13 protein-coding genes are annotated in these 13,715 nt (G+C 44.1%); 1 reads left to right on the plus strand and 12 read right to left on the minus strand.

Translation table 11 applies throughout. The features are described 5' to 3' along the window. Positions 1–43: 43 nt before the first annotated feature. From AB4135_RS15215 to AB4135_RS15235, 5 genes are all read right to left on the minus strand, one after another. A complete protein-coding gene (locus AB4135_RS15215; RefSeq protein WP_371994173.1) occupies positions 44–346 on the minus strand; it encodes a DUF4870 domain-containing protein in 303 nt (100 codons plus the stop codon). 340 nt (positions 347–686) lie between these two features. Continuing rightward, the gene (locus AB4135_RS15220; protein WP_371994175.1) at positions 687–1,385 is read right to left on the minus strand and encodes an MOSC domain-containing protein; all 699 of its coding nucleotides are present in this window, start codon (positions 1,383–1,385) and stop codon (positions 687–689) included. A 21-nt stretch (positions 1,386–1,406) separates the two neighbouring features. Continuing rightward, the gene (locus tag AB4135_RS15225) at positions 1,407–1,967 is read right to left on the minus strand and encodes a GNAT family N-acetyltransferase (protein WP_371994177.1); all 561 of its coding nucleotides are present in this window, start codon (positions 1,965–1,967) and stop codon (positions 1,407–1,409) included. Beyond that, positions 1,942–3,399, minus strand: a complete 1,458-nt coding sequence (locus AB4135_RS15230; protein WP_371994179.1) for a diguanylate cyclase domain-containing protein — start codon at positions 3,397–3,399, stop codon at positions 1,942–1,944. The genes AB4135_RS15225 and AB4135_RS15230 overlap by 26 nt, the downstream gene beginning before the upstream one ends. Positions 3,400–3,637: 238 nt before the next feature. Beyond that, positions 3,638–4,477: a PfkB family carbohydrate kinase gene (locus tag AB4135_RS15235; RefSeq protein WP_371994181.1), complete on the minus strand. Its 840-nt coding sequence runs from the start codon at positions 4,475–4,477 to the stop codon at positions 3,638–3,640. A 350-nt stretch (positions 4,478–4,827) separates the two neighbouring features. On the opposite strand from AB4135_RS15235, the gene AB4135_RS15240 reads away from it, so the two are divergent. Further along, positions 4,828–5,007, plus strand: coding sequence for a hypothetical protein (locus AB4135_RS15240; RefSeq protein WP_371994183.1), 180 nt, complete (start codon positions 4,828–4,830; stop codon positions 5,005–5,007). 89 nt (positions 5,008–5,096) lie between these two features. Here the strand turns inward: AB4135_RS15240 and AB4135_RS15245 are convergent, their stop codons facing one another. The 7 genes from AB4135_RS15245 to fdh3B (AB4135_RS15275) all read right to left on the minus strand — a co-directional run bounded on the left by AB4135_RS15245 (position 5,097) and on the right by fdh3B (AB4135_RS15275) (position 13,715). Next, positions 5,097–6,425, minus strand: coding sequence for a coproporphyrinogen III oxidase family protein (locus AB4135_RS15245; RefSeq protein ID WP_371994184.1), 1,329 nt, complete (start codon positions 6,423–6,425; stop codon positions 5,097–5,099). A gap of 278 nt (positions 6,426–6,703) precedes the next feature. Then, positions 6,704–7,687, minus strand: a complete 984-nt coding sequence (locus AB4135_RS15250) for a formate dehydrogenase subunit gamma (protein ID WP_248975615.1) — start codon at positions 7,685–7,687, stop codon at positions 6,704–6,706. An 81-nt stretch (positions 7,688–7,768) separates the two neighbouring features. After that, on the minus strand, positions 7,769–8,338 hold the full coding sequence (fdh3B, locus tag AB4135_RS15255; RefSeq protein ID WP_220737173.1) for a formate dehydrogenase FDH3 subunit beta: 570 nt from the start codon (positions 8,336–8,338) through the stop codon (positions 7,769–7,771). A gap of 29 nt (positions 8,339–8,367) precedes the next feature. Further along, complete coding sequence (locus AB4135_RS15260) at positions 8,368–11,223, minus strand: molybdopterin-dependent oxidoreductase (protein WP_371994186.1); 2,856 nt, start codon at positions 11,221–11,223, stop codon at positions 8,368–8,370. A gap of 18 nt (positions 11,224–11,241) precedes the next feature. Continuing rightward, positions 11,242–11,439 carry a twin-arginine translocation signal domain-containing protein gene (locus AB4135_RS15265; protein ID WP_220737175.1) on the minus strand — a complete coding sequence of 66 codons (198 nt, stop codon included), beginning with the start codon at positions 11,437–11,439 and terminating at the stop codon, positions 11,242–11,244. Between the two features lie 627 nt (positions 11,440–12,066). Further along, complete coding sequence (locus tag AB4135_RS15270) at positions 12,067–13,077, minus strand: formate dehydrogenase subunit gamma (RefSeq protein ID WP_371994188.1); 1,011 nt, start codon at positions 13,075–13,077, stop codon at positions 12,067–12,069. Between the two features lie 50 nt (positions 13,078–13,127). Next, on the minus strand, positions 13,128–13,715 hold the full coding sequence (gene fdh3B, locus AB4135_RS15275) for a formate dehydrogenase FDH3 subunit beta (protein WP_220737177.1): 588 nt from the start codon (positions 13,713–13,715) through the stop codon (positions 13,128–13,130).

Genomic DNA, 13,715 nt, shown 5'->3' on the forward strand with positions numbered 1-13,715 from the left:
GACCGTTATTGCCTATCGAACCCTATCGATAGGCAATGGCTATCTATGAGCGAGGCTTAATAAAGTTAATCGACATTGGGTACTTATAACTCTCACCTTCACTAGCTTTCATCGCTGCAATAATGGTGAACACAATATCTACAATCGCGATAATGCCCAGCAAAATAAAGCCGATACCCACCAACATTAGCACGGCGCTGATCATCGCGTAGATTGCGATGCTAATTTTAAAGTTTAAGCAGTTGCGACCGCAGCTATCAACAAATGGCAGCTCATCTCGCTTCATTAACCAAACGATTAATGGCCAGATACCCAAACGACTTGAAAATGATCGTTTCAGAGGCATTGTGCGAGTTCAATTCTAGGCGCTCTAGCGTATGAATAGTGCCTCTATTTCAAGCTGGTGCAACAACGAAGTGTACTTGCACAAAGCCTTCTTCGATGGGTTTTAATGCGCATTATCCTGTGTTATTGATTTTGCCAAGGGAACAACCATTACCTACAATCAATGCCTTGTCTAATGCGTATTAAACTCCCACTGAACCCGACATTTCCATGTCGCTTGGGTATCAACTGCCAAACGGGATCAAATAGCCGGAGAAACTCGCTAAATGAACCACGATCCCCATGTTCTTCTCGTCTTGTGTCACAATTCTACTCCTTGAAATAATGGATAAAAAACGAAACTAAGCTTGTTGTACGCCATATAAGCGCATTTGCCAATCTTCAATGGCATTATTAGCGATGCGGCGCTGTAAACTGCCCACCCAAGAAACTGCTAATCCCGGACAATCTGCTAAACGTTGATACTGAACCGCATCAAACTCGGGTAAAAAATAGATATGCATCGCTTCAGCAACACTGATGTCAGAACAACGCTCTAGCAGTGTAATCGTATCACTCGCATGTATCGTTCCAGGCTCAAGCACACGGTAGAACCAACCGCAACGACCACTTTGTTGCATTGCCAAGGCAAACTCTTGATGATCAAACTGCAAATTTAGCTTAAAGCAAGGTGAGCGCGGTTGAGTTACCTGCAGTTTCACTTCGCCTATTTGAATGATGTCACCGATGTTTACTTGGTGTTCGTCGAGCCCAACAGTGCTTATATTCTCGCCCATTGCTGGTGCATCTTTAAAACCTGATATAAGGTCCCAACGACGATACTGACCGTAATGTTCACGTGGGAAATGGTGCAGCACTCTGTCAAGACCGCCATGATGCTTAGGGTCAGCTTGTGCATCCCCTTCCACATGTTCAGAATCTACAAACAATTGACTCACTGCTGACTTTTGATTAATAGCCGACTGTACAACACCCAAATCAACAATACTTGAACCGCGATACAAACCGGAAATCTGCTTTACCAATACTTGAGATGTCATCAATATTAACCCTAGAAAAACTTAAACTATGCTAACACTACCACTATCTACAATATCTTCGATATTTAAACAGAAATGCTCCCAGGCATCCTTGTTACCAACATTTGCGGTAGCAATAAAACCAAGCTTTTCCAGGGTAGAGATTGAAGCGAGATTATCAAGCTTGGCTCGCGCAATCAAACGGCTTAAGCCATAGCGCTTTTGAGCTAACAAAATTGCCGCTTGCGCCGCCTCAGTAGCATAACCTTGACGCCAATGGTGACGTGCAATCCTAAAGCCGAGATCAACCTCTGCCAGTGCATGTTGTCGACTCAGGCCACAAAAACCTATGTACTCTTGCGTATCAGTTAAGTAGAGCGACCAACGGCCAAAACCATGCAATCTGTACTGGTCATAATCTCGAATAAAACGAGCGGCATCAACTATACCTGCAAACGCATGATCACCGGTATATTGCATTACTAGAGGGTCACTATTTAGCAGATAAAAACCTTCGGCGTCAGCCAGTGAAAACAGCCGCAATTCAAGTCTCGCCGTGGTGGCAACGACTATTGTATCAATAAGACAAAACCACTCGGTCACGACCCTGCTCTTTAGCTTGATACAGTGCGATATCAACTCGGTTAATTAACTCTTCAGCTTTTTCTGATGCACGGTGCTCAGCAACACCGCTACTGATCGTCACATTAATTTCGCAGCCATTAACATGAATACGTCGCTCAGCTACCGATTTTCTAATCCGCTCGGCAATATCACTACCGTGGCTTAAATCGATATTAGGCAACAAGATCAAGAACTCTTCTCCACCCCAACGACAGAGTAGATCTTCCTCTCTAAGTTCGGCTTTAAGCATGTTCGACACCGTTTTAATCACCAGATCACCAATATTATGCCCATGCTGATCATTGACTGCTTTAAAGTGATCGATATCCATTAACAATACCGACATTGGCGTGCTGTCCAATACTGAACGCGCTAGCGAGCGACTAAAATACTCTTCAAATGCCTGCCTATTTGCAGCCCCTGTAAGCTTATCGGTAGATGCCATCAACTCTAATTTGCGCTGATATTTACCTAAGGTTAGATTGGCAATCAATAAAATAGCCAGCGTAACAAAAATACTCACGCCCAAGTTGGCCCAGAAGGTAGTCAGCAGCTTCTGCTTACCCATGGTTTCATCCTGCTCTACCAACAGATACCATTTAAAATCAGAGACCAAACGACTATTTAAGTAGATCGTTTTACCGTCTCGCTGATAAGAAAAAGAAGCACTTGGACTGGTTAACACCCGAGTCGCTAACATCTCTAGCCCTGGCGTACTCTGCAACGTATCTCCACCAGCATAACCTTTACTGTGCAGAGTTATATTGCCCTGCCTATCAGTGAAGTATACGCTGCGGTTATAACGCGTTTGATACAGCTCAATCATCTTTTTAACGCTTTCCACCGCCAAGCCTACGCCGGTAATACCGATAAAGTTACCATCAAAGTCGAACACCTTATAATTGACATAAATAACGGTACGATTACGATTGGCAGTGTCTTGGTCAATGTTAACTTCGTAACTCTCAGATTTTGGTAGTGAGCGTACCCTGAAGTACCAAGCGTCATTGGGATCGATATCATCAATCTTTTTCAGCACACCACTGGAGTGGTAATAATTACGGGTTGATTCGGATACAAAAAAGCTCGTTACTGTGCCATATTTTTCTTGGATCTCTTTGAGGTAGCGCACCAGCTTTTCCGGTGTTTTTTCTTGATCTAAGGTCCAATCACGCACAAAGGTATCTTGGGCCATTAATGATGAAATGAAGATGGGTTTAAGCAAGTCATGCTGAATTTCTGAGTAGATGTTATCGCTGGTCAGCGGCAATGTATTCTCTTCGATCTGTTCACTTAGCGAATCATGTGCAACTTGATAGCTGATGCCACTGGTCACGACAAAAGCGGCTAATAGCAACACAGTTAAGATCCAGATAAATCGCTTTTTATCGTTCCATACCTTATGACCCATACTACACTCACTTCACACATTAATAATTAAAGCCGTTCAAACAAGCAGCACTTGTTAATTAACTGTAAATATTAACTGAAAAGTACTTTGACCGCATTGATTATTACCAATAAGCTAAGTTGAATTTTTTGATGATTGCTCGCCCTTTAAACCGTTAACAAAGATCTCAAAGCCGCAAAATGCGCTCGAATAGGTTAAACCACTAACTCAATATCGATGACAAAGACATTGCTGATTATTAAGGTGTTAGATAAGACTTTAATCCCTTACCGGGTATCGAACTTTCACAGGCAACGGCATGACTAGACCAAATCGAAGCCTCCTGCATAGACTCTACGATGTTCAATTTATTGACCAAGCCATTGATAAGCCCAGCTGCGTAAGCATCTCCAGCCCCTGTTGTATCAACAACACAGCTTGGTACTGCCGCTACAACAACTTGCTCTTTTTCGCTGTAAAGCGTGGCACCATTTTCACCATCAGTGACGATAAAATACTGTAAGTTTTCCCCAGCAATTGATCGCGCAAACTGCCACGGTGGCACTTCGCAGCGTCCCTGCATGTCACTGAGTGACGCCAATAAAATATGACAAGGTCTGGCTCGTTCATCTTTAGCAAGCTGCGCCACTACCCAACAATGCTCAATCGCCGTTTTAGCCCAACTGGCCGCCCCTTCTGAGGATGAATTAATATAAAACGCATCCACCGTATCCCATTTAGGTGGGATCGGTAGTTCAAAGATAGGACGTTCAGGACGAATAATGGTGCGTTCCCCATCAGGAGTCATCATCAACAACATCTCATTGGTTGCCCCCGCTCGGCGCTGGATCAAACTACAATTTATCCCTTGAGTACTCGCCTCGGCCAACAACCAATCTCCAACATCATCGCGACCAACCTCAGTCACTAAGGTCACTTGATGCCCAGCCCAAACAAGGCCAATACCCGTATTCGCACCGCCACCGCCTAACCGTTGACCACCATCTTTATAATGAAAGCGGCCACCCGTTTTTAACGGTTTATTGAGGTTAAAAATACGATCACAGTTTAAGTTTGCGACAAGTAAAATGTTGGCCATGACAACTCAGTAATAGCATGCGATAAAACGATAGTAAGAGATTTATACAATCGATCCAAGTGGTAAGCGTCTTTGATGAACTATTTAGCTATTTGCATTGCTACTACCAGACAAACCAGGAGCAACTTAACCTTTAACTTGTAAGAGATATCTCAATACCATGTAGGCCACAGTGACATTTTCAATTAGCAAAACAAACCGCTGCAGTACTAAGCACTGGAAAGCCCTAGTATTTATGAACTATTAATCTTCCATACTAACTCAGCCATTTGGACTATACTTATCTTTAATGACCTCATCACAGCATCGCTGTGTATGATGGTGCCATCCCCACGTAATAGGATAGTTGAATGGACTCAATTATTAGTATGGATGAACTCACGGAGTTCCATGAACCACTCGAAGTGCGACTCGAACGCTATAAAGCATGTCTTTATGAATTTGAAAAGCTAGAGTATACCGATACTTATATTGTGCAGATCAGAGAAGATATCGCCAAGCTAGAGCAACTCATCGCTCAGCAGTACTAATGCTCAATAAGAAGCGGTAAATACATCGCTGTATTTACCGCAAAAAGTCACTCAAGCAAAGCATAAAGCCTTTCAGCGTAACCGACTCACTACATGTCGCAATCTTGTAGTGGTTTACGTAGCTGAGCGCGGACGTTGTCCATACCCGAGTAAAACTCTTTCATCATCAACAAGCCCATCATCTTACCGTTATCGGTAACAATAAGGTTGTCAGGATCCATCGGATCATTCTTGATCGCACCAATTGCTTTCATTGAGGTCATCTCTTTAAACAGTGCAGTATCAAGATTAACGCCAAAGGTTTCGCGGAAATACTTACGTGAAAGTCTGCCAGAGAACATACCGAGTAAGAAACGATATTGCATCACCTCTTTACGACCATAATTCTTCTGCTGCTCAACACCCATATGACCACTAGCAACCCGCTCTTGGTACTTTTTCAAAGAGAAAGTATTAACATAAAGCGTGTCATCCAAGAAACTAAATGAACCAGAGCCTACACCTAAGTATTCATCATAATCAATTACATACTCATCAAAGCCTTCGTCATTGGTTTTACCAAAAGCCCAAGCTGAAAGTTGGTTGTACTGCCCATTCAAGCTATTTAGAATTTGACGATATTGACGCACCATATCACCATGAGGAGCAGCAAGTTTGCCCTTCACGCTCTTACGAGTCTGGTGAGTAATCATCAGTGGGTAAGTGGTAATTTGACGTGGATCGAGCCTAGATGCCATATCGAGGTCTTGCTGGATCACTTCGTCAGTCTGGCCTCTAAAGCCAAAAATAAGATCGACGTTGATAATTGGAAACAGCTCTTTAGCTGCCATGATTTTATCAAATGTCTGTTGTCCTGAACCAAACTTTTCGATTCGGTCAGTCATGGTAAGAATGTCATCATTGAAGCTTTGTACGCCAATAGACATACGGTCAACTAAGCCTTCAAGCTGTTTAAAGCCATCACTGTCTAAGTGCTGTGGGTCTGACTCACAAGAAACCTCTTTAATACTTGGGAATAGTTTTTTAGCATGCTCAATGGTACGAGCTAACTCATCTTCCAATACCGTGGTGGTGCCACCACCGATATACATAGACTCAAAGTCATAACCTAAGGCTTTCACCATATCCATCTCTTTACGTAAAGAGATAAAGTAAGCACGCGCCTTATCTTCCTTAAATAGGAAGCGGTGGAAAGTACAAAATGAACACAAGGTATGACAGAAAGGAACATGGGCATACAGCATGTATTTCTTACCTTCTACTGGATTCGGCATCATCTCAGCAGAAATAGTATCCAGCCTTAGATTGCGGTCCACATAGAACTGCATCACCTTTTCCATACCACTAATCATCCAATCTGGCGTAGTGATATTGGCGTTATAAGGTTGAGCACTATCAGGCAAAATAATTGAAGACATAAAGTTTCCTATCAAAGATGGCTGTTCAAATTAAAATGAGGCAGAACGAATTGAACCAGCGGAGAGCAAAATTAACACTTTAAATCACCCCAAAACGTGATTTGGTTATAAGTTACCGTTTCCTATCAAGGAAATGTATAGCTTTTTGTTAAGTAAGTCATACTTTAGCAAAGGCTCATAAAATAGACAGTACTAATATTGATACGTCACATACAAAAACACCTCAGTGATTAAATCGACTGAGGTGTTTGCAGTTCAAGCCTTAAATACTAAAAAGATTACTCTTTATATTTAAGTGTACCGTTCTCTTTGATCTCGTCGAACCAAAGATTATGGTGTTGGCTTGCCCAAGTTTCATCACAGTAACCAGACACCATACACTCCATACCACCTTCAGACATAACCGTGGCCATAAAGATATGCACGATTGAGAAAGCAGTAATGATGATAGCGCTGACAGAGTGAAGGATCAGTGCAATCAGGCTTAATGTGCGGCTAGGCTCGAACAAGTTCGGGAATAGTAGCAGCATACCTGAAGCAGAGATCACTAGACCAAATACAGCAAAGGCCCAGAACCATAACTTCTCACCAGCGTTAGCAAAGCCAGCATCTGGATGCTTGCCTTTGAATGGACCGAAGTTGATGTAACCACCAACAACCATCATCCACTTGATGTCGTACATTTTAGGCAATTGGTTTTTAGCCCAAAGTACAGTCATCAACGCCCAACCAATCATGAACGGAATCGCCATGATGTCATGCACCTGCTTCGCAGCGTAGACTAGGTTAGACCAAAGACCTTCACCAATATAAGGCTGGAAGAAGAAACGTCCAGCAAGCAGTGTTAAACCGGTCAAAATCAATAGCAGACACGGAATAGCACCCAACCAGTGAATAGACACGTCAAACTTAGACCAACGATATACCAGTTTACCTGAGAAGCCACCGTGCAACTTAGAGATGCCGTTCACTTTGATAAACAGTACAAAGATAATGATCATGCCGAAAAGGGCAGCCATTAACGCTGGAGCAAGAATATCACTACGCAGCTCAAGAACACGTAAGTCATACGTGTTGATTGGCTGAGCGTGGAACTCACTTGTTGAAGTTGTACGACCTTCAGCACCGGCTTTTAACTGCGACCAAATTTGGCCTTCAGTTGCTTGTCCGTCATGCGTGTGCTCAGCACCATCATGGGCAAATGCAGTAACACTGAATAACAGTGCAATCGCAATACCTATCTGTTTAAACCATTTGTTCATAATACGTCCTCTGTTACTCCCCGTTGGCCCAATGAATTGAGCCAACAAGCAGTAGGTTTGGAAGTTATTAACCTAAGTTAATTAACCCCAGATTGCGTTTTTAGAACCACGGTATGCAACACGCTCACGGAAGATTGCAGAAACAATTTCAGCATCACCCGCTAATAGCGACTTAGTTGCACACAGTTCGGCACACATAGGTAGCTTGCCTTCTGCAACACGGTTTGCACCGTACTTCTGACGCTCTGCATCAGAATGGTTCTCTTCAGGACCACCAGCACAGAAAGTACACTTGTCCATCTTACCGCGAGCACCGAATGCGCCGCCTTGAGGGAACTGAGGCGCACCAAATGGGCAAGCATATAGACAGTAGCCACAACCGATACAAGTATCTTTGTCGTGCAGTACAATGCCGTCTTCGGTCTTGTAGAAACAGTTTGCAGGACAAACAGCCATACAAGGTGCATCGCTACAGTGCATACATGCTACTGAGATAGACGCTTCGCCTTTCTCACCATCATTGATAGTCACTACGCGACGACGTTGGATTCCCCACTCAAGAGCAGAGTCGTTTTCGTTCTTACATGCTGTGACACAACCGTTACACTCGATGCAGCGCTTGGTATCACATAAAAATTTCATTGTAGCCATTCTGGCAATTCTCCTAGCTAATTCTGCAATTACGCTTTAACGATCTGACAAAGCGATGCCTTGGTTTCCTGCATCTGAGTCACAGGGTCATAACCATAAGTCAATGCAGTGTTAGCTGATTCACCGATAACGTAAGGAACAGTGCCTTCTGGGTAGTTAGGCGCAAGGCTTTCACCGTGCATCTCACCCGCGAAGTGGTAAGGCATCCAAGTTACACCAGGCTTAACGCGTGGAGTGACCATAGCCTTGATCTTAATACGACCACCTTCAGCACCCTCTAGCCATACTGTGTCGCCATCGCGGATTGCGCGATCTGCCGCATCAGCAGGGTTCATTTCAACAAACATCTCTTGTTGAAGTTCAGCCAACCATGGGTTTGAGCGAGACTCTTCACCACCACCTTCATACTCAACTAGACGACCAGAAGTCAGACCTAGTGGGTACTTAGCTGCCGTGTCTTTCTCTTGGATTGACTTGTACAGCGTTGGTAGACGATGAACTTGCATGTCGTCATATGTTGGGTACTTAGACACAAGATCACGACGTGGCGTGTAAAGCGGCTCACGGTGAACAGGTACTTGGTCAGGGAAAGTCCAAACAATACAACGCGCTTTAGCGTTACCGTATGGGATACAACCGTGCTTCATAGCCACACGCTGAATACCACCAGAGATATCAGTCTTCCAGTTTCTGCCTTCTGCTTCAGCTTTTTCTTCAGCAGTTAGGTCGTCCCACCAGCCAAGCTGCTTAAGCATGTCAGCGGTGAATTCTGGGTAACCGTCTTGGATTTCGGCGCCTTTAGAGAAGCTGCCTTCAGCAAGTAAGTTCTCACCTTTGTACTCAACACCGTAACGAGCACGGAAGTTACCGCCACCCTCAAGCACATGCTTGTGTGTGTTATACAGGATTTGAGTACCAGGATGCTTCTGCTCTGGAGTACCCCAACAAGGCCAAGGTAGACCGTAAGTGTCACCTTTAGCAGGACCGCCTGCAGCTTCAAGCGTCTTATTGCTGAAGGTACCCCAGTTTTGGGTGTGTAGCTTCAAACGCTCAGGGCTTTGACCTGACATACCAATGGTCCACATACCGCGGTTAATTTCGCGAGTAATGTCTTCAATCACTAATACGTCGTTAGCATCTTTTGCGATACGCTTAGTGTATTCATCAGCAAAACCAAGCTTTTGAGATAGACGGTACATGATCTCAAGGTCAGTTTTAGATTCGAATAATGGCTCGATTACCTTTTCACGCCACTGCTGACTACGGCCAGAGTTAGATACAGAACCTTCAGTTTCAAACTGAGTCGCTGCAGGTAGCAGGTAAACGCCATTTTGACGACGATGCATAACACCTGCCATTGTAGGGAAAGGATCCACAACAACTACAGTGTCCATCTTGTCTAGTGCTTCACGTACATCGCGCTGACGTGTTTCAGTGTTAACTGATTGGCCCCAGAAGAATGCCATACGAACGCGATCTTTCTGCGCTAGTTTTTCAGGCGTTTCTAAAACACCATCATGCCAGCGAGAACAAGGAATACCAGGAGTGTTCATCGGAACACGGCCTAAGTACTCGTTTTGGTCGAAGCGGTTTTTAACCCAATCGAACTCTAGATCCCAAACGTGGCTCCAGTGCTTCCAAGAACCGGTCTTAAGACCGTAGTAACCAGGAAGAGTATCGAATAGTAGGCCTAAGTCAGTTGCGCCCTGTACGTTATCGTGACCACGGAAGATGTTTGTTCCGCCGCCTTTAACGCCCATGTTACCTAGCGCTAATTGCAAGATACAGTAAGCACGAGTGTTAGCATTACCTACGTGATGCTGAGTACCACCCATACACCAAACAACTGTACCAGGACGGTTATCAGCCATCATCTTAGCGGCTTGGTAAACTTCTTCTTCGCTACAACCTGTGATGTTCGCCACTTCTTTAGGTGGGAACTTCTTCACTTCTTCGCGAATTGATTCCATTTCGAATACACGTTGCTCGATAAATGTCTTATCTTCCCAACCGTTTTCGAAGATATGCCAAAGCATACCGTAGATGAATGGAATATCAGTACCCGGACGTAGACCACAATGTAGGTCAGCGTGCGCTGCTGTGCGAGAGAAACGTGGATCAACAACAATGATCTTAGCGTTGTTTTTCTCTTTCGCGATCAAGATATGCTGCATGGCAACTGGATGCGCTTCAGCCGGGTTTGCCCCGATGAAGAAGATTGCGTTCGCATTCTGGATATCGTTGAAAGAGTTGGTTTGCGCACCGTAACCCCAAGTGTTAGCAACACCGGCTACCGTGGTAGAGTGACAAATACGTGCTGAGTGATCGACGTTGTTGGTGCCCCACATAGCCGCAAATTTACGGTACATGTAACAGCCTTCGTTCGAGAACTTAGCGCTACCCATAAAGTAAAGTGAATCAGGACCTGACTCTTTACGGATATCTAGCATCTGGTCGCCAACTTCGTTTAAAGCTTGCTCCCAAGATAGTTTCTTCCACTTGCCATCAACAAGTTTCATTGGGTACTTAAGACGCTTCTCACCGTGACCATGTTCACGTAGTGCAGCACCTTTAGCACAGTGACCGCCCGCATTGAATGGGTGATCGAAAGCTGGTTCTTGACCTGTCCATACGCCATTTTGTACTTCAGCATATAAACCACAACCGACAGCACAAGCACTACAAATAGTACGCTTGATCTCAGTTGGCGCATCATGTGGGATATCTTTGGCTTCTGCTTTACGCATCATGCCTGTACCCAGCAGAGAAGCTGCAGCAATACCACCAGATGTGATACCAGCGTGCTTCATAAATTGACGACGGCTAATACCTAGAGTTTTTTTCTCTACGGTAGGTGCCGCGTTGGATTTGCGAGTTAATTGCATCGCTTAAATTCTCCTAAACTAGCCGCGTAAGCTATTGTAATAACTACGAACGTGCGCAGTTTCTTGATAGCCATTTGCACTCTTAGTGCTGACAGTGTTTTCACTTGCTTGAGCTACACTCACGCCTGTTGCGGCGATTGCGACACCTGCGGTGCCACCAATGGTGAGCGCTTTCAGCAAAGATCTGCGGTTCAGATCAGGCTGTTGCTTCTTCATCTTTACTCCTGGTAGAACGGAATACTCTGGTTATATATCAAGGTGCTTTATATTTTTTGCCACGTCTGCCGCGTTAACAGCATGTTAATAAGTGACCTTAAAAAATGGACCATATCCATCGATAAAAAACACCCAACAAATTGCCCGCTAAATATAAAGAAAAATGTTGTTATAAAAGTTGATCTAAACAGGGTAAAAACGGCGGATATGAGCAGATTTACTAAGAAGTGTTAAGCAGAACATGTTTGTCAAAAGCAGGCTGATAAACGGCGCTAAAGTTGACGCTTTAGTAGTGCAAAAAATGTTTAACAAAATGTAACAACTACAGCAGGTTATTAAGCATTGTCAACTGAGAATGATTAGCAATTAACAGCCTGTCAACTCATCTTATGGTGTCAGAAAACAGACAAACTTTAACGCTAAATATAGCTTGGAGTTGTTCACTTAAAAAAACTAAAAATAGTTGATGATTAAGCGGCGATAAATCGAGTGATTTTTGGGTGAGTTTTTCGCGCAAATACTTCGACTTGGCAGGTACCATTATCATTCAAGGAAAATCCAATTTTTACAGCGTTAAAAACAAAAATGCCTCGACACTGTCGAGGCATTTTTATCAACGAGCTCTAATTAATCTTTATAGACAATTGAGTTGTTCTCTTTGATTTCATCGTACCAAACATTGTGGTGCTGGGCAGCCCAGTTTTCATCACAATAACCAGATACCATACACTCCATACCACCTTCACTCAGTACCGTTGCCATCCAAATATGAACGATAGTAAATGCAATGATAATGATGGCACTAATCGAATGTATCAGTAGTGCAGCCATTGAAGCTTCACGTGGCAGATCAAGACCAGGTAATACCAGCATTAACCCTGAAGCGGCAATAAATAAGCCGAATATAGTTAATGACCAGAACCACATTTTCTCACCGGCGTTAGCAAATCCACTATCAGGATGTTGACCTTTAAATGGCCCGAAATTGATGTAACCACCAACGACGAGGAACCACTTTAAGTCATACATTTTGAAGGTTTGCATTGGCATCCATTTAACAACACATAAGACCCAAGACACTATAAATAGTGGTCCAGCCCAGTCATGTATTGTTTTACTACCGTAAATCAGTGCAGCCCAAAAGCCTTCTCCGATATACGGTTGCAATACATATTTGCCTAACATGATATTTAAACCTGTAAATATCAGTACCATGCAAGATGATGCCATCACCCAATGGATCCAAAGGTCGGCTTTAGTCCAACGCAGAACCATTTTGCCTGAAAAGCCTTTGCTAAGCTTTGAAGGACCATTTACTAGGTAGAAAAATAGAAACGCAACAAATACACCAACAACGGTTATTGCCATAACTGGAGTTAAATACTGGTTTCTAACATCTTTACCTTGGTTACCAACAACGTTGATCAGTACACCTGGCTCAATACCTTGAGCCGTGGTAAATCCTGAGTCACCCGCTTTTACCGCGCGCCAAAGATCAGCTTCGCTGGTTTTACCCGCTTGCTGTTGGCTATTTTGATCATCCGCTGCTATTGCTGATGCACTCAATCCCAGCCCCATCGATAGTACGAGAGGGATAACTAGCATTGCGAACAAGCTGCGCAGTGATTTCATAGACATATTCACTCCTTAATTGGGCTATGCACCAAAGTGCATAACCCTATTCAGCCCTAGCCAGTCGTTGGGGTGTAACCCCATATCGCACCAGGGTTTCCTCTAGCAGCAATACGCTCACGGTAGATATCAGATACCACACCAGCATCACCCGCTAGCAGTGCTTTGGTTGAACAAAGCTCTGCACACATAGGTAATTTACCTTCGGCGATTCGGTTAGCACCGTACTTCTGGCGCTCAGCATCTGAATGAGTCTCTTCTGGGCCACCGGCACAGAATGTACACTTATCCATTTTACCGCGGCTACCAAATGCTGTTTTCTTAGGGAACTGCGGCGCTCCGAAAGGACATGCGTAGAAGCAGTAACCACAACCGATACAAGTATCTTTATCGTGCAGGACAATGCCATCTTCTGTGCGGTAGAAACAATCTGCAGGACAGACTGCCATACAAGGTGCATCAGTACAGTGCATACAAGCCACTGAAATTGACGCTTCACCCGGCTCACCATCATTGATAGTGACTACGCGTCGACGTTGAATACCCCACTCTAGAGCGGCATCGTTTTCGTTTTTACAAGCAGTGACACAACCGTTACACTCGATGCAGCGTTTGGTGTCACACAAGAATTTCATGACTGCCAT

Source organism: Shewanella sp. 10N.286.54.B9 (genome assembly GCF_041468565.1).
In the GTDB taxonomy this organism is placed as follows: Bacteria; Pseudomonadota; Gammaproteobacteria; order Enterobacterales; family Shewanellaceae; genus Shewanella.